Annotated in this window: 15 protein-coding genes; 7 read left to right on the top strand and 8 right to left on the bottom strand. The window is 58.2% G+C overall.

Translation table 11 applies throughout. The features are described 5' to 3' along the window. The first annotated feature begins 284 nt into the window (after positions 1-284). The 3 genes from HMPREF2635_RS08145 (at position 285) to HMPREF2635_RS08135 (ending at position 4,489) form a co-directional block, all read left to right on the top strand. A complete protein-coding gene (locus HMPREF2635_RS08145) occupies positions 285-1,667 on the top strand; it encodes a hypothetical protein (protein WP_070545273.1) in 1,383 nt (460 codons plus the stop codon). Positions 1,668-1,868: 201 nt separating this feature from the next. Then, positions 1,869-3,044 (top strand): alpha/beta hydrolase, encoded by a 1,176-nt coding sequence (locus HMPREF2635_RS08140; RefSeq protein ID WP_070821560.1) that lies wholly within the window; start codon positions 1,869-1,871, stop codon positions 3,042-3,044. A 50-nt stretch (positions 3,045-3,094) separates the two neighbouring features. Further along, positions 3,095-4,489 (top strand): GntP family permease, encoded by a 1,395-nt coding sequence (locus HMPREF2635_RS08135; protein WP_070821592.1) that lies wholly within the window; start codon positions 3,095-3,097, stop codon positions 4,487-4,489. 438 nt (positions 4,490-4,927) lie between these two features. Here the strand turns inward: HMPREF2635_RS08135 and HMPREF2635_RS08130 are convergent, their stop codons facing one another. Genes HMPREF2635_RS08130 through mmuM form a run of 3 tightly spaced genes read right to left on the bottom strand, consistent with a single transcriptional unit; the run spans position 4,928 to position 6,776 of the window. Then, a complete protein-coding gene (locus HMPREF2635_RS08130; RefSeq protein WP_070821559.1) occupies positions 4,928-5,419 on the bottom strand; it encodes a gluconokinase in 492 nt (163 codons plus the stop codon). 47 nt (positions 5,420-5,466) lie between these two features. Next, positions 5,467-5,853, bottom strand: coding sequence for a hypothetical protein (locus tag HMPREF2635_RS08125; protein WP_070821558.1), 387 nt, complete (start codon positions 5,851-5,853; stop codon positions 5,467-5,469). Between the two features lie 44 nt (positions 5,854-5,897). Beyond that, on the bottom strand, positions 5,898-6,776 hold the full coding sequence (gene mmuM / locus HMPREF2635_RS08120; protein ID WP_070821557.1) for a homocysteine S-methyltransferase: 879 nt from the start codon (positions 6,774-6,776) through the stop codon (positions 5,898-5,900). A 445-nt stretch (positions 6,777-7,221) separates the two neighbouring features. Between mmuM and HMPREF2635_RS08115 the strand changes: the two genes are divergently transcribed. The 3 genes from HMPREF2635_RS08115 (at position 7,222) to HMPREF2635_RS08105 (ending at position 9,667) form a co-directional block, all read left to right on the top strand. After that, positions 7,222-7,776 (top strand): CAP domain-containing protein, encoded by a 555-nt coding sequence (locus HMPREF2635_RS08115; RefSeq protein ID WP_070821556.1) that lies wholly within the window; start codon positions 7,222-7,224, stop codon positions 7,774-7,776. Between the two features lie 266 nt (positions 7,777-8,042). After that, a complete protein-coding gene (locus tag HMPREF2635_RS08110; RefSeq protein ID WP_070821555.1) occupies positions 8,043-9,176 on the top strand; it encodes an ImmA/IrrE family metallo-endopeptidase in 1,134 nt (377 codons plus the stop codon). Further along, entirely contained in the window at positions 9,173-9,667 is a 495-nt protein-coding gene (locus tag HMPREF2635_RS08105) for a DUF4411 family protein (protein ID WP_070821554.1), read from the top strand. Before HMPREF2635_RS08110 ends, HMPREF2635_RS08105 begins: the two co-directional genes overlap by 4 nt. A 67-nt stretch (positions 9,668-9,734) precedes the next feature. Here HMPREF2635_RS08105 and HMPREF2635_RS08100 read toward each other — a convergent pair whose 3' ends face one another. Next, complete coding sequence (locus HMPREF2635_RS08100) at positions 9,735-11,234, bottom strand: sodium:solute symporter family protein (protein ID WP_070821553.1); 1,500 nt, start codon at positions 11,232-11,234, stop codon at positions 9,735-9,737. A 240-nt stretch (positions 11,235-11,474) separates the two neighbouring features. On the opposite strand from HMPREF2635_RS08100, the gene HMPREF2635_RS08095 reads away from it, so the two are divergent. Continuing rightward, positions 11,475-12,191 carry a FadR/GntR family transcriptional regulator gene (locus HMPREF2635_RS08095; protein ID WP_070821552.1) on the top strand — a complete coding sequence of 239 codons (717 nt, stop codon included), beginning with the start codon at positions 11,475-11,477 and terminating at the stop codon, positions 12,189-12,191. A 9-nt stretch (positions 12,192-12,200) separates the two neighbouring features. Here HMPREF2635_RS08095 and HMPREF2635_RS08090 read toward each other — a convergent pair whose 3' ends face one another. The 4 genes from HMPREF2635_RS08090 to HMPREF2635_RS08075 form a co-directional block, all read right to left on the bottom strand. Beyond that, the gene (locus HMPREF2635_RS08090) at positions 12,201-12,911 is read right to left on the bottom strand and encodes an N-acetylmannosamine-6-phosphate 2-epimerase (protein WP_070821551.1); all 711 of its coding nucleotides are present in this window, start codon (positions 12,909-12,911) and stop codon (positions 12,201-12,203) included. A gap of 41 nt (positions 12,912-12,952) precedes the next feature. Beyond that, entirely contained in the window at positions 12,953-13,840 is an 888-nt protein-coding gene (locus HMPREF2635_RS08085) for an ROK family protein (RefSeq protein WP_246824865.1), read from the bottom strand. A gap of 85 nt (positions 13,841-13,925) precedes the next feature. Next, complete coding sequence (locus HMPREF2635_RS08080) at positions 13,926-14,870, bottom strand: dihydrodipicolinate synthase family protein (RefSeq protein ID WP_070821591.1); 945 nt, start codon at positions 14,868-14,870, stop codon at positions 13,926-13,928. A gap of 113 nt (positions 14,871-14,983) precedes the next feature. Next, positions 14,984-17,344 carry a 3'-5' exonuclease gene (locus HMPREF2635_RS08075; protein WP_070821549.1) on the bottom strand — a complete coding sequence of 787 codons (2,361 nt, stop codon included), beginning with the start codon at positions 17,342-17,344 and terminating at the stop codon, positions 14,984-14,986. Positions 17,345-17,351: the final 7 nt, after the last annotated feature.

Raw genomic sequence — 17,351 nt, 5'->3', positions numbered from 1 at the left:
TTCTTTAGTTTGTGGCCAAATGGTCAAAGAGACGTTTTCCCAGAATACGGTCTAGTTGGACAAAACCAAGGTCGGCGCAAATTTCTTAGCCAATTGTTCACCTTCGCGTCACCCTATCGAAATATACTTCGCTCTCCAAAAATATAAACAATCCTTAGGGTGCGCGATCCTGAAAGTCACCTTATCGTTGCTTCACGTCACGCACTGAGCGCTACAGCGCATACGCAGCGCCACCACAGTGCGTCACCATATTGCCCCAAACTTTTTCATCCAGGAGAACAACCATGACCAAGCGTCGTCGTACCGCCGGCCTCATCGCCGGCCTCGCGATTGCGGGCACCGCCCTCATCGCACCGGCTGCATCCGCAGCAACCCACACCGAGTCCTACCCGGAGACCCCGGCCGTCAACGCCAAGCTCCCCATCGTCCACACCAGCCACGGCTCCGACCACATGAAGGCCAACGTGCTCAACCCGCGTCCGGTCTGCAACCCGTGGGAGGACCACCGCACCGTGGTCTACAAGGTGACCGATAACTTCATGCCGGCAGGCACCATCTCCACCACCAACCAGACCAAGAAGGACATCCCGCTGCAGCAGGACCTGTCCAAGTCCCAGTCCATCACCCTGTCCGTCAACGGTGACCGCACTGAGACCACCTCCATGAACGCGGGCGGCAAGGGCTCCGGCAAGAACTCCGAGGGCTCCTTCGGCATCTCCCACCAGATCGCCACCAAGCTCGGCGCCTCCGCGTCCTACTCCCTGTCCTGGGAGGCTGGCCAGTCCATCGGCCCGTACGATGTTCCGCCGAACCACACCGGTGAGGCCACCTACGGCTTCCGCGTTCTGAACATGACCGGTACCCAGCAGTACTGCAAGCCGAACGGCACCTGGTCCACCCCGACCTTCTGGTCCGCAATGCAGCCGATGAAGAACGAGGTTCGCGTCAAGCTCTACGACGACATCGCTGATTCCTACGCTCCGAACAAGGACGCTCAGAACACCACCGACGTCAACGACCCGAAGGTTGTTGAGGAGGAGAAGTCCCCGGAGGCTGACGCTGAGGTCATCAAGGACAACGAGGTTGCTCCGGAGGAGAAGGTTGTCTCCGAGGCCGAAGGCAAGAAGGAAGAGGAAGCCGACAAGAAGGTCCAGGAGGACGTCGAGAACGGCAAGACCGATGAGGCTAAGCAGAAGCTGGACCTGAAGCCGGTTCTGACCACCTCTGGCGCTAAGCACGCAGGTTTCGCAGGCACCGTTGCTCTCCGCCTGGAGAACGTCGGCACCGAGCGCTACTACGGCAACTACCCGGCAGTTCAGTACCGCGTTGACGTCAAGACCGCTGAGGGCCCGAAGGGTGTTGACCGCCTGATCACCCCGCGTTCCTCCAATGGTGCGCACATCCGCGACCTTGGCTTCGACGAGAAGACCTCCACCCGCTCCTTCGAGGTCACCCTGGCCAACCCGATTAACGCTGGCGAGTCCGCTCGCGTTGCCAACCTGGACTTCGGCGACGGCAACACCAAGGAAGGCCGCCTGAAGAACTACATCGAGGTCACCCAGATTTCCCGCCTCGACGGTGACAAGTCCACCCACAACGACCAGAACGTTGATTCCCGCGAGATCACCGTCAAGGACACCGGCAAGAAGGCTGAGGGCCTGTTCTAAATAACAGCCCCCTCCTCTACATAACGAGTGTGCAGCACGCCGGCGCTTAGTCCGGCTGCGAGAGAGTGCGTAAACCCCCGACCGCCCCCATGCGGTCGGGGGTTTACGTTTCTCCGGTTTGGAGCGCCCAGCCCCACTAGCGCTGTTATGTACTAATACACTAATGCAGTCGATGCAATGTTTGTTGGATATTCTGAGATAATGCTTTCCTCTCGCACCGCGCTCGCGGGCATTCTTTCGGTGGGGCTGATTCTTTCTCCTCCCCACACTCATCTCGCACACGCGCAGTCTTCAGTTGATTCCGCACACTCAGCAGACTCGCTGAGCAGCGAGGTCGCAGACATTGATCAGCACTCTTCTGCTCTCGATCCCATTGCGCTGGGCCCGTTGGCGCCTGTGCTCTTCGCGGAGAATATCTTTGCCGTATGGGGACCGCTACTCCAGCTGTTAAAGATTCCCGTCGTGGCGCCGGAAGCCACGCGCCCACCGGCCACCGCCGCGCCGGCACAGCTGAGCGAGCTGCAGCACATCCAGGACAACGTGTGGCAGTTCAAGGCCTACTCACCATCCATGGACCGCGTCATCACCAACGACATCATTCTCCCGCCGGGTGGATTGGAGAATACTCAGCCCCGCCCGACCTATTACTTGCTCGGTGGCGCCGGAGGAGGCGAGGACGCACTGTGGTGGGACGGCGGAGGAGCCTCCGAGTTTTTCCAGGACAAGCAGGTCAATGTTGTCTCGCCGCGCGGTGCTTATGGCTCAATGATGTCCGATTGGGCCCAGCCGCACGACATGCACGGAAAGTACAAGTGGGCCACCTACCTGACCAAGGAGCTCCCGCAGCTTATCGACGCCGAGTTTCACGGCAACGGTACCGACGGCATCGCGGGCGTGAGCAACTCTGGCGGCCCAGCACTCGAACTTGCCACCTATGATCCGCGGTTCAAGGTAGCCGGTTCCATCTCCGGTTGCCCCTCGACCACGGGAGTTGTCGCGCAAGGCTTCGCGTGGGTCAGCGCGGCGTTCTACGGCACGGACCCGGCGCGCTCCTTTGGTGCGCCGTGGGATCCGGCGTGGGCTCGGCATTCGCCGGTTCTCAACCTCGATAAGCAGCACGGCAGGAAGACGTTTGTCATCGTCTCACGCGGTGGCCCGGCGGACTTTGATGTCGACATTGAGGACTCACCGCTGCCGGCACTAGGCCTCAATGAGCGCTTGGATTATTGGTGCAGTTCCTACTACGCCAAGCAAGCCACCGCAGCTGGCGTGGATCTCGATTACTACGAGCTTCCGGAAGGACGCCACACGTGGGGGCTGTTCCGACGTGAGCTGGCCATCAGTTGGGCCACGGTGGGCCCGGCCCTCGGGGTGTAGTCCCTAGATCACCGCACGTTGCATTAGTAAAATCAGCATCCATGAATGTCATGGATACGTGGGAACCCACACTTACGACAGGACCACTTCTCGGCATCGCCGCGGCTGCAATTGCGGTCATCTTGGTCCTTGTCATCTACTTCAAGGTGCACGCCTTCGTCACCCTCGTCACGGTCTCCGCGCTGACTGCGTTGGCCGCCGGCATCCCACTGGATGGCGTGGTGCCCACCATGACGAGCGGCTTCGGATCGACGTTGGGTTCCGTGGCCTTGCTGGTGGGCCTGGGCGCCATGATCGGGCGGTTGGCGGAGACCTCCGGCGGTGCCAAGACGCTTGCCGACGCCCTCGTGAAACTCTTCGGCGAAGACAAAGCGCCCCTGGCGCTGGGCGTGGCCTCCCTCATCATGGGTTTTCCCATCTTCTTCGACGCGGGTCTCATGGTGATGCTGCCGGTCATCTTTGCCGTCGCCCGGCGCCTCGATGGCCCAGTGTTGGCCTACGGCATCCCCGCCGCTGGTGCTTTCTCCGTCATGCACGTCTTCGTCCCACCGCACCCGGGGCCTGTCGCGGCTGGTGAGTTCTTCGGCGCGAACATCGGCCTCATCCTTATCTTCGGTCTCCTCGTCGCGCTGCCCACGTGGTATCTCTCCGGCTACCGCTTCGGGCTCCACCTAGGAAAGAAGTACCCCTACCGCCTTGAGGAAGCGGTCACCGGCGCGCTGGTGAGCGAAGCGGAACTGCCGGCGCGCCCAGCCTCCCCGTTCGCAGTTCTCAGCATCCTGTTCATCCCCATGGTGCTTATCTTTGGCAATACCGGGCTAACCACGCTGGGCACCGCTGGCCTCGTCGACCCCGCTGCTTCATGGGTGCGCTTCTTCATTTTCTTAGGCCAGACCCCGATCGCCCTGCTGATCACCACTCTTGCGGCGATGGCCGTGCTGGGCCTGCGCCGCGGGGAAAGCAAGAGCGCCATCGAAAAGACCGTGGAGTCTTCGCTCGGTCCGATTTGTTCCGTCATCCTCGTCACCGGTGCCGGCGGCATGTTCGGCGGGGTGCTGCGCACCAGCGGCATCGGTGACGCGCTGGCGGATTCCATGTCCGGACTCGGCATCCCCGTCATCCTGGCCTGCTACCTCATCGCGGTAGCTCTGCGCCTGGCACAGGGCTCAGCCACCGTTGCCCTCACCACGGCCGCAGCCCTCATGGTGCCCGCCGTGGAGGCAGGCGGCTTCACGGAAATCCAGCTGGTCCTCATCACGCTTGCCACCGCGGCAGGTTCCGTCTTTGGCAGCCACGTCAATGACTCGGGCTTCTGGCTCGTCGGCCGGCTCATGGGCATGGACGTATCGACCACACTGCGGACCTGGACGGTAAACCAAGCGCTGATTTCCTCAATCGGCTTCGGCATTGTCCTTATCTTCTACGGCGCCGCCGCCTTACTGTAGCCACTTCTTAGCTCGTTGCAGTTAGCGCGAACACCTCGCTTCGCGCAAACCTCCCTTCGCGCTCACCGGCAGCCCGCTCGGCAACCTCCTAACGCTCACGGTGAGCGCAAAGGGTGCGGGCACGTAGCACGAGCCCGACTTAACTCACTATCGAGTGCTGAAGACCCAGCCACCCTTGACAATGCGGTCTGCGGGTTCAGCGTCTGGGTAGTTGTTTTCGGCACTAATGCGGCTCAAGTCAGAACAGAGCAGGGTCCCCTGGCGGACACCTCCCTTCGCGCTCACCGGCAACCCGTGGAGCAGCCTCCTAACGCTCACGGTGAGCGCGAAGGGCGGAGGTCGAGTTGTGTGAGCGCGAAGGGCGGGGTCGGGTTGTGTGAGCGCGAAGGGCGGCCCCGCGATGCCTCAACACCAAGCGGGAAAGTCTTGTAGCTACAGCTAGCTCTGGAGGTACTGCGCCGCCTCGGCGGCCAGCTCCTCCGGCGCGGCGCTGACATCCAGCACCAGCCCTGCTTCTTCTGGGCGCAGGTCCTCCAGCGTCTCGAACTGCGAATCAAGCAGGGACACGGGCATGAAGTGCCCGACGCGATGGCTCATACGATCCTTGAGCAGCTCATAAGAGCCGTGTAAATGCACAAAAACTGTGTCCGGCGCTGCGGCACGAATGATCTCGCGGTAGGAGTACTTGAGCGCAGAGCAACCGACGATGGCTCCATCCTCGTGCTCCGCAAGGAAACGTCCAATGGATTCGAGCCAGGGCTGTCGGTCGAGGTCATTGAGAGCCTGCCCCGAGGCCATCTTCTCGATGTTCGCCGCTGGGTGCATATCGTCCCCATCCCGAAAGGGCAGGCCAGTGCGTTGTGCCAACAACTCCCCTACCGTAGACTTGCCACAGCTCGAGACTCCCATAACCACAACGTGCTTGCGCATCAATCCTCCTTAAGCATGCCACGCGCTACCCAATGCACGCTGCGCGCTTAACGCAGCGGCGCGTAGCCAAACTCGCCGCGCTGCACTTCGCCACGGGCATTGGGCTCAAAGGTTGCACACAGTGCGGCCGCCACGTAGCGCACGCCGCCTTCCGATGCGGAAGAACCGACGCGCTCAGCGCAGTTCTGCAGCGCGGGCAGGCCGATGTCCTGCCCCGGCCTCGTCATGGAGAAAAAGGACGCAGCCATCATGGTGTTGCCATCGGCGCGCACGTATTCCGAGGAGCCCTTGATAGCCTGCCAGGCAATCGCCCCGACGGGATCAGTGCGGAACTGGTCCCGCTCAGTCTGGGTCAGCTCAGCGTTGGCGGCGGGCACGGTGAGAGACGCAACGAGTAGCGCAGCGCCTGCGGCGAGAAATCGAAAGTTTTTCATAGGAATACTGTATCCCCACAGCAGAGGGATTGTCTCAGCGTTTGTTATTTGCTTTCTACAGGGACAGCTTCGCGTATCTGCCGAATCCCAGCAGGACCCACGCGGCAACAACCACCCAGCAGGCTGACCCCAGCCGCGCGCAGTTCCACAGCAGCCTCGGGCAGGCTCATCGTTTCGGCAGGAGCCGGCCGCCAGTCGCGGACACCGTAATCCCAGGACTCACCGCTGTTAGGACAAGCCAGCAGCGGCTTATCGGTTCCTGCGCGAAGCGTCTTCACCACCGCGAGCGCCTGCGAAGGACTCACACAGTTCACACCTATAGCACCCAACCGCGGTGCCTGTTGAGCCAGTTCGATAACGCGCGATAGCTTCGCAGGGTCAGCAGCAATGGCACCGGTAATGCTCAGCGCAAAGGGCTTGGGTTGATCCGAAAGAAGTTCCAGCAACGCTGCGACCTCATCAACGTTGGGGATGGTTTCTGCAAGGAGGAAATCCGCGTCCGTATCCGCGAGCACCGCTACCCTGCGGGCATGCCAGCGCTGCAGATCACCGCGGGTAAGGCCATAGGCCCCGTCATAATCAGTACCTCTCCCCGGCCCCGCACCATAGGGGCCAATGGATGCGGCGACCAGCAAGCCAGGCTGGGCACTGTGCTTATCGACGACCCCACGAGCCACCCCAACACTACGGCGCAGAAGCGCCTCCGCGTCCTCGTCTAAAGCATCGAAAGTGACTTGATAAGAAGCCGTGGTGGCCACCTGGGCACCAGCGGCGAAGAACTCAGCATGAGCAGATTCAATAAGCGCGGGGTTCTCACGCAGCACTCGCGCTGACCACAGCGGGCCTGAGATGTCGTGTCCCTGGGCTTCAAGAAGGGTTCCGAGGCCGCCGTCGAAAAGCAGCGGAGCATCAAAAAGTCCCATGCCGCCCGAGCCTAACAGCCAGCCTTACCCAGCGGTCTAGCTCAGCCCCTTCTCCTCAATCCACGACACATAAGTGCAAATTATCCATCCCCAGGAAGAATCCATAAATTTCCATAGAAACACCCAAGGTTTTGGACATAGTTGACCCGTCATCAACCAAAACCCCAGGATGTGAGAATGTGACCCTGAGCGACCACCCCCAATCGTCACCCCCGATCGACGTAGTTTTCGGCCCAAACTATGCAAGTTCAGGCAAAAAGAGCCCGAAAGCCAAAAGAACCTTAGAACTGGGGCGAGAAGCGTCGCAAACCTAAGTGAAATCCTTAAAGCCACTGGTCAGTTAGGATTTCCAGGGCGCAACGAGCTTTAATCTTAGGCGAAAACAACCGCACGCCATGCGGGATTCACACCGCCGATAAGGCCCAACATAGAAAGGGGAACCACAATGTTCCGCCTTCAGCTTAGACGCACCACCACGAAGATTATTGCTCCGGTCGCAGCAGCCGCTGCACTCTTCGCAGGTTCCGTTAACACCCCTGCTCAGGCTGGTAGTTCCTTCGGCGCCTTCAATCCGGCTTCCTTCGGCGTTGCTACCCCAGCCGCCGCTGGCCCAGTTGCGCAGGCACCCTCTACCTCCGCGAGCGTCCAGGGACTCATTAATCAAACTAATGCACACCGCAAGGCCAACGGCCTCGCTCCGCTGCGCGTTGATGCCAACCTGACCAACCTGGCACAGGACTGGGCCAACACCCTCAGCCGCGATGGCGTCACCCGCCACCGCCCGAACTACTGGACCTACTACCCCGCCAATCTGCCGGCTGGCGGCGAGAACGTCCTCCAGGCATGGACCGACTACAGCGATGCCCGCCTGGTACAGCTGTGGATGGACTCCCCGGGCCACCGCAAGAACCTGCTTGACCCGCGCGCAAAGTCCGTCGGCATCGGCCTGGCCACCACCCCCGAGGGCAAGCTGTACGCCGTACAGAACTTTGGCCGTTAAGCGCTAAGTGCAAGCCAGCTACCTACCGTTGTGATGCGTCCGTGAGGATAGAGCCTCTCGGCGCATCTTCTAGTTTTACATACTTTAGGTGGGACTTTTCACTCGCCCACCAATTTCAGGATCAGCAAACGAAACAGCTCATCACAGAAGAATGCAAACCATCCACTGAGCTTGGAGACCATACTGCGAGCCCTCGTCGCCGATCCTCCTCTAAACTTGCCTTTAACATTCAACTAGCTGCACAGTACGTAACAAAAGGAGGGGCTATGACCGTCCGCGTTCCGATGTCCCCTCCTGTCCTCGAATGGGCTGTTGAGAGAACACGGCTCCCGATTAATGAGCTGGAAAAGAAATCTGACTTCCGTTCTTTGCGCTCTTGGCTAGTAGGTGAAAGCACCCCAACGTTCAGACAAGCTCAGAAACTAGCCAAGCTTGCGGGAATCCCTTTTGGCTACCTGCTTCTCGAAGAACCTCTCAAACGCACCCCTAAGCTTCCTGACTTCAGGACCCCCGGAAGCTCTCCGTTGTCCGAATTCAGCCCAGCCCTTGAACAGACGATTTATGCCTGCGAGCGGCGCCTAGAGTGGTACGCGGAAGATGCCCTTGCTAACGGCATTCCGGCACCTAGCTTTATCGGCCGTTTTTCTACGTATACTCCTATATCTCAAGCTACGGAGTGGGCGTACGGTCTACTGGACTGGGGTCCGGGTAAGCAAGAAAGAAGCCGAGATCGCGTGGCAACCCTCGCTGATGCCATTGAGCGCACCGGGATTTTGGTCATGCGTAGCTCCATCGTGGGCAATAACACTCACCAGAAACTTGATGCTGATGAGTTCCGTGGTTTTACGTTGATCCGAAATTCTCACGGCCTCATTTTCATCAACGGTGCGGACTCTGGTGTAGGAAAACTGTTTAGCTTGGCCCACGAGTTCGGACACGTTCTTCTAGGCGAGCAAGGAGTTTCCGGTGGTCCTTTCAACCAGCGCGCCGTCGAACGTTGGTGCAATCAATTCGCCGCAGAGCTGCTTGTCTCTACCAAGGACACGCTCAAACAATGGTCCGAAACCAAAGACTTGGAAGCAGTGTGCCGGTGGGCGTACAAGACTTTCGGCGTAAGCCGCGACGTCACAGTATGGATCCTCGTAGGTAATGGTGTACTCCCCCGTGAAGCTGGTCAGCGATTCCTCCAGGAATCTCCACGCCCCGCGACAACAAGGCAGTCTGGCGGCGGCGACTTCGCTCTCGGTCTGCGTTCCCGTCTGGGCGGGCGCTTTCTCGAAGCGGTCACCGGAGCGCTCACCGAAGGCAGAATCGGCGAACGCGAAGCATCCCGTCAGCTTGGAATCAAGAAAATCAGCACTATAGAGGCTTTGGTTGACCACTACCAGGGACTGACATGACGCGCTACCTCATCGATTCCAATATCGTTATCAACGCGGTTCGAGTGTATCCCCGCGACGTTTTTCCAAGCTATTGGGAGTCTTTCGAGAATTTCGTGACAACTCAAACGTTTTTCTTTCATGACACCGTTCAAGAAGAGCTGGAGCGGAGAAAAGATTTCGTATCAGAGTGGTTCCAGGACTTTGTCCCTCATGACCAAATTCTGCACGTAGACAATGCCGAGGTTGAGTCATACCGTCTCCTGTCTACATGGGTCGCTTTCGAGCGTGAGCCTCAGTTCGAAGAAGCGGCAGTACAAGAATTTCTCAATGATGCTGCGGACTCATGGCTCGTGGCCTCTGCCCATGCCCGAGAGCTCTCAATCATTACCGATGAGAAATCCCAACCGCGCAGAGTCAACAGAGTCAAGCTCCCTGACGCGGCTGCCGCATTAGGAGTTCACTGCTCCACTTACTTGGATTTCCTTCGGTCGCAGGGAATCTATTATTGATTAGAGGCTAATAACCGCGCCGAGGTGTAAGTTAGCTCTGCCCCCTCAGCACGGTGAAAGAACAGATTTATACCGTACTACGACGCATGTACTCAAGGTTCTTGCCATAGATGGTCAACCCTGTGATGTCGTGCTCATCAGGTTTCCGGAACATGAAGGATGCCAAGTAGCCGATAACAAGAGTTCCTGCAAAGGCAACGATCGAGACCAAGAATGGCCCCTGGTCCAGCTTTCCAGCAAAGTACGCTGCAATCGCTCCGCAAATGAGCCCAATGAGAACGCCATTGGAATTTGCGGCCTTCGTAAAGATACCCAAGACAAATACCGCAGTAAGCGGAACTCCAAAAAGACCGGTAATCGCGAGGAACAGGTCCCACAGGTCCGACTGGTTGGTGATGATGAGATACAGCGCGACGGCCAACCCGAAGGTTCCGGCGATGATGATGACTAGGCGAGAGAAAGTAACCGACGCTTCCTTTGCCGAGAAGCGGTTATAGATATCTACGACAACGCACGCGGAAGTCGAGTTGAGCGAAGAAGAAATAGTCGATTGCGCAGCCGCCAAGATGGCAGCAATCAATAGTCCGGCAATGCCTGCAGGCAGCTCCGAAAGAATGAAATACGGCACTACAGCAGAAGTGTTGACTCCTTCAGGCAGTCCACCCTTCGCTTCGTAGAAGTTATACAAAGCCGTTCCCATTCCGTAGAACAGCGGAATAGTTATCAGCGCCAGAACTCCGTTGACGATGAGGGACTTCTTCGTCGCTTGAATCGTAGGAGTCGTTTGGTAGCGCTGAACGACGTCCTGAGAAGAGGTGTATTGGTGCAAGCTGTTCAATACATTTCCGATAAAGATGAATGGTATCGAGGAGAAGACTGCATTCGTGGTGAAGTTGTCCGCTGAGTAGAATTTCCCTTCTTCAGCAGCGTTAACCACAGCACCGCTAAATCCATCAGGAGTCATAGCCATGGCCGTCAGCACTACCACTGCAGCGCCAGCCAACAGCAAGATACCCTGAATCACATCAGACCAAATCACGCCTTCCATACCTCCCAGGAAGGTGTACACAACGCAAAGAACGCCTACAAATACAGCGACAACCAGCGGGTTGATATCTGCCACCGACGTAATCGCCAATGTTGGCAGATAGATAACGATGGCGATGCGCCCAACGTGATACAGAACGAAGAGGAGCGAGCCAAGAACTCGGAGGACAACGGAGAACCTCTCCTCAAGGTATTCGTAGGCCGTCGTGACATCCAGCTTCCTAAAGAACGGGACGTAGTAACCAATCAAGATTGGAACAATCGCAAAAATTGCGAGGTTTCCAGCCGAGTAGGCCCAGTCAGTCAGATATGCCTTTTCCGGCGTCGACATGAATGTGATGGCAGACAGCGTCGTGGCATAGATAGAAAATCCCGCTGCCCAGCCAGGAACCCTGCCGCCCGCTTTGAAGAATTCTTCCTGGTCACTGCCGGCCCTACGCGCAAAATAAGCGCCGACAAGAAGCATTCCCAGGAGATAGAGGATCAGAACTATCCAGTTGAGTGTTCCGAACGATTGCATTTGACCTTCCCTTCAGGGCTTTCATTGCAGAGAGCTAAATCACTCTCCGATTCGTCTGTGCAACAAAGCATGTTGAAAGATACAATACATCAGACGTCTGATGTGTGAAAGGATTTAAGATAAAGCCGTCTATCTTTTGCCCATCAGTGTGAAGGATTTCTCCCCCAGCAGCTTTCATTTTTCATAAATCCAGCCGAGGTGGGAGGCTTAAGATGGTTCGACCAGAAAAGAGGGAAACCAGTGGACACCGGAACGTGGGGATTCAGCGAAGCCAAACATCGCCCTGCCTCAACCACACAACAGGCTGTCGAAGGCATCAAACAATTCATTCGGGACAACGCCCTCAAGCCTGGGGACAACTTGCCAACAGAATCAGAGCTTTGTGCGGAACTCGGCTTCTCTCGCTCCTCCGTCCGCGAGGCGATCAGGATCCTGACGACGTTAGATATCGTCGAAGTCAGGCACGGAACAGGAACCTTTGTTTCCAGCACGACACTCAAGGCCTTAGTTCAAGGCCTCATTTTTCGAGCGACTCTCGACGCTGATGACAACCTTGAAACACTTCGTAACGTGGTGGAGATTCGGCAGGCAATTGATCTAGCTATCGGACAAGAAATCACAACCAAACCCGACCCCTCGAAGCTAGATCAGTTGAGCGCCATCGTCGAAAAGATGTCAGCCAAGCGGGAGCAAGGTCTCAACTTTGCCGAAGAGGATCGGGAGTTTCATCAGGTTCTGCTTTCAGAAGTAGCCAACCCGATTATCCGTGAGCTCAATGATGCCTTCTGGCAAGTGCACATGAACGTCATTCCATTACGCAAATTGGAAGAACCCCAGGACTTAAGCAGAACAGTTCGCGCACATCAAGACATCATCGATGCTCTACAGAACAATGACCTCAAGAAGTACCAAGGGTCTGTGCTCAGGCATTACGAGCCCCTACTGACTTCGCTGTGACAGTCCGCGTCAGCTATAAAAGCTCCGCGTAATCCACGCAGGATCTGTAATGGCAGTGCCAATGATGATTGCGTCGGCACCGGCGCGCTTTCCTGCAGCCACATCATCGCGCGAGGCAAACCTGCCTTCGCCGATCACAAAAGCATCCTCACCACAAAGCCGTCGCCCCTCTGCCAAGCATTCAAGATCCGGGCCTTCGGTCTTGGTCCGGAACTCTGTATAGCCTGCCAGCGTCGTTGAAATTATATCCGCCCCCGCTTGGTGGGCCCGCTGCATTTCTTCCGGGGTAGAACAGTCAGCCATCGACAGAACATTAAGTCGGTGACACTCCGCGACAAGGTCGGAAAAGCTTGAACCATCAGGCCGAGGGCGATCCGTAGCATCCGCACAGATAACAGCTGCACCTGCCTCAGCCAATTGGCGTACGGACTCAACGGTAGGGGTGATATAAACCCCCTCACTCCCCTCCTTTGTCAGACCGAAAACTGGTACATCTACTGCGGCTGCGATTGCCTCGACATCCTCAATGCCGCCATACCCGCCACACCGGATTGCGCGGCTTCCGCCCTCAACACACGCACGAGCGACATGCGTCAAGGTGTGGGTATCGCGCATTGGGTGACCATCTGGCGCTTGCACCGAGACAATCACCGAGTTTCGAATCATGTCGTGAACTTCTTCTCGGCGGTCCGCCAGTTCACTACTCTTATACCTAAACATATGCCTGAGCCCTCCTCTGGATAAATCGCAGATAAACGTTGCTAAAAAGCGTTATCTCGAGCAAAGGCCGCTGCGCCTACTAACGGGGCTGTCGCCGGGGATTCAGTAACCTGAACTGCAACGGAGCGATTCGGCTTCAACGCGAAATCCTCTATGGCCTGACGGAATGGTTCTTCGACAGCGGCCCCAATCTGGCACACACCGCCGCCTAAGACAACGGCATCGAGATCGAGCCCTGAAACAAGACCAGCCACCGCGCGGCCAAGGCCATAGGAATTGCCTCGAATAATCCGGGAAGCGAGCTCATCTCCCTGGTTCATTCTTTCCACGACCTTTTCGAGGGGAGCCGCTAACTGGGCCCGTTCCTTCCACTGCACCCGCTCGCTCGCCGGGTTCGTAGAAAATTCTTCGTAATACGCAGCCAGGCTATTGCCGCTCATAATGTTCTCGGCGCGGTCCGCAAAGCCCCGGAAATCAGCACACAAGAGCTCCGAAAACTCTCCAGCTGATCCGGTAGGTCCGCTAAGCAAAATCCCGTTATCGCTTACCGCACCACCGACACCAGTCCCCAACGAAAGGTACAGGACTCTGCCTGACTGAAAATCCCTCGCGGCTCCGAGCATTAGCTCTCCGTACGCCCAGACCCTCACATCGTTATGAACAGCACACGGGAGATCTACAACCTCTTTCGCGACCTCGCGAAGGTTGGTGCCAGCCCAGTTCTTAATGGTGTCTCCGTTGTAGGTGACGAGCCCTTCGGGAGCTCTAATGACTCCTGGCGAACCAATGCCGATTCGCGCCGGAGTACTACCCGATTCCTCCAAAGCCAGCTGAATGGCTCTCTGGATCTGCTCCTGTGGTGAAGCCCCGGCTGGCTGGGTAGGTATCTTTCCCAGCGCTACTGCTTGAGTTGGGTCTTCATCAGCCACGAAGCCCCAACCAATCTTTGTTGCACCGACATCAAGCGCAAGCGTACTAGTCACTCTTCACTCGTTTCGTCGTAGTTCAGGGGAATTAGGGCTCGATCACGTGAGCGGCATCGACGATCTCATGAATCTTGGCCAGCTCCTCATCGTTCAGAGCGACATGCGGACGGGACATGAGCCCCGACGGGAAGACACCCAGGTGGTGAAGCGCTGCCTTAAAACTGCCGAGGCCCTGCGAGCTTCCGCCCATGCGCGTGCCGTCACCAACACCAACGATGGTGAAAAGGTCACAAATCTTAGACTGCAATTCCGCAGCCTCTGCATACGCCCCGTCAACCAAGAGCTCATGCAGCTTCACGTAGGAAACTGGGTCCACGTTACCCAGACCAGGTACCACGCCATCGGCGCCTGCCAGGTAAGCAAAATCGACCGTAGTTTCCGAGCCGGTCAAGACCACAAAATCTGTTACCCCGGCCTTGTTGCGGGCACTAATCAAGGCACGCGTGTATCCATCATTGCCGCCAGAATCCTTCACGCCAGCAATAACGCCTTCCTTGGCAAGAGAAATAAGAGTAGCAATATCCAGCACCGAGTGAACGCTGACCGGAATGTTGTACGCGTAGATAGGGGTCTCTGGCGCGGCTTCATGAAGAAGTCGGAAGTGCTCAGCAATTTCTACATCGTGAGTACGAACATAAAAAGGCGCAGTGGCAACTAGCCCTTGCACCCCGAGCGCGACGGCATCTTCAATGTGCTCGATTACTCGCGGAGCCGTCATGTCAATCACGCCGGCAATGACCGGAACGCGCCCTTGAGCCTGTTCCACCACCGTTGCGATGACTTCCTTGCGCTGCTCTCGAGTGAGGAAAGCTACCTCACCTGAAGAACCGAGAACGAACAGTCCATGAACGCCAGCTTTGATAAGACGTTCTGCCTGGCGCTTGAGGGTATCGGTGTCAACGGAGTAGTCCTCATTAAACGGGGTCAGCAGCGGTGGCACCACGCCGCGCAAGAGCTGTGTATTTGCAGTCATGTTCAGGAACCTTCCATTCGCCTTTGTATTGGAGTCATAAGACATCATACGTCTCCTAGGATTGTGATGCAGTTCCTTCTAGCGAAAAGAAGCGGAGCAAAACGCCGACTAACCTACCCCGGCAACAACTCCGAGGCCTCCCCCACCACGCTCACCACGAGCACATCGCGGGCGCGGGAGGCCGCCACGTAAAGCAGAGCCCTCTCCCGCTGCAGCGCCTCGTCGGCCTCGGCCGGCGCTAGGCCCTTCATGAGGTAGCGCTGCGGCAGCGCCTCGCGGCTTACATCCAGCAAGATGACGTGCGTGAACTCCAAGCCCTTGGCGTTATGCATCGTCATCACCGCCACCGGGCGCTCCCGGGAGGTGCGCCGCCCAGTACTCACGGCCACGCCCAACTCACCGAGCTGCATGGCAATCTCATCCTTACGAGGGTTGGTACGGGTCAGCACACCAATGGAGACATCTTCCTCCCCGGAGGTCCAGTCCCGGATATGCGCGGCCAAAGCCTCAGCTTCCTCCGCCTTGCTAGCAGAGCTCAGCACCACCGGTGCCGGGCCCTGGCGCACCGAACGGTAGCCGTGCAGATCGTCGATATCCTCTTCCGAGTCAATCCACTCGGTCCCCTCCAAAATCGCCGTGGCATAGCCCAGATTCTGCCGGGTCGTGCGGTAATTCACCCGCAGCTTCCTCGTAGCACGCCCGCGTGTTTCAATCCCATAGTCACGCAGCACCAAACGCTGGCCATAGATGCGCTGGTGCGAATCCTCCGCAATAAAAATGTCATTCGGCCCATGCTTGGCCACCGCCCTCAGGAATTTCCAGTGGCCGGCGTGGAAGTCCTGGGCTTCGTCGATGAGCACGTGATCAAACATGCCCTCCGTGCCGGTACGGTGCTCCACGATATGCGCGGCTACCACCGCTGCGGCCGCGTAGGTCAGCTTCCCAATGGACGCGCACGCCGCGTGGAAGTACTCCACAATCGCCCACACCGCCTTACGCTCAGCACGAGTCAGCGGCGTGCCACGCCCGGTACGCCGTGCGCGGAGATAGGTCTTCTCATCGGTAATCCCCTGCGTGAGGATCACCGCCGAATACTCTTGTGCCAGGAACGTCGGGTGGGATTTCTCCCGCGGCAGGGACCCACCCTTAAGCTCGGCTGCCTCCTGCCACTGCCGCTTTTCCTCCACGCCATCCAAACCACGGGGTACGAAGTCCGCATCAATGTTGAGCACCGCAGCCATCGCGGCGGCGCGCTCCGTTGCCTGCGCATTCGCCAGCACGTCGAAGACGAGCGCATCAACGCCACTGATCCACAGCCCCGGCGCGCCATGCACGGAGGCCTCCGGGAAGGTCGGGTACAGCTCGTTCATCTGCGTCTTGAGAGCATTGGCTAGCTCACGCGTGTACGTGGTCAAAAAGACGCGCGCCTTCGGATTCTTCTGCAGAAGATGCTTCGTGCGGTGCACCACCACCACGGTCTTGCCGGTACCGGCACCACCAGTGATGCGCGCGGAGCCAGTGTGCTCCGCTTCCACCGCGCGGCGCTGGCTCGGGTGGAGGAAGACGCGCCACTCGGCAAAAGAACCCTTAAGGATCGCGGCCAGTTCCTCTTCGCCGGGGTCGATGGCAAAGTCCATCCGGGCAGCTGGGGACTTGATACCTTCCACCAGCGCCTTGTCGGAGCTGGCATCAGCGGCTGCGGGCTTATCCAGGTCCAAGCCCAGTTCCTCGCGCACCTCCGCAATGCTCATCCCTGACAGCAGGCCAACCACTGCATGATGTTCCCAATCCGGCGCGCTCTCCGACTTCTTCAGGGCCTCATCGACTGTGGCGGCCTGCTCCAGCACCGCTACCGTCTGTGGTGACAGGCCTAGGTCATCGGTGAGCTTTTGCTTGGCGACGCCCACCACATCCCACGGCCGCACGTCCTCACCGTCATCAGTAGTATCCGCCGAAGGCGTGGCCGACGGCTCCGCTTCCGAAGAACCCACAGCATCCCCTGCCGGCGCAGCCGAAGACTCTGCTGCAGAGCCCGCTGCAGAATCTGCCTCTGCAGCTGCTGCCTCGGCGGCGAGCTGCTCGGCCGCCAAGCGCTTGGCACGCGATTCAATCTCCGCCTGCGACATCGCCGCCGAAGCTCCCGGCGCGGTGGCATCCACGAGCGCCGGCACTCCGGAGACTTCATTGACCACCAGCGTCTTCGACGTGGCGAGCGCATAGGCATCGTCGTGGTTGAGAATGTCAATGAGCACGAACATGGTGTCGTTGCCATCGTGCAGCTCGAAGAGCACCGCGCGGTACTTGCGGTTCACCCGCGCGGTGCGCACTCGCTTATCCGCCGCATCCTTAATGGGCTCCACGTGCAGCGAAGGGTTCGTGGGATCCTCCACCAGCTTGTTGCAGAACTCAAAGATCTGGTTTCCCAAGTTGTAGCGGTCCTCAATGCGGCGGTAGAAGGACAGGCTCGTTGCCATTGCTTTC

The sequence above is a fragment of the Corynebacterium sp. HMSC035E02 genome, from assembly GCF_001836065.1.
Lineage (GTDB): Bacteria > Actinomycetota > Actinomycetes > Mycobacteriales > Mycobacteriaceae > Corynebacterium > Corynebacterium hiratae.
Note: the sequence above shows the minus strand (reverse complement) of the source record. Positions and strands in the feature narration are given on the sequence as shown.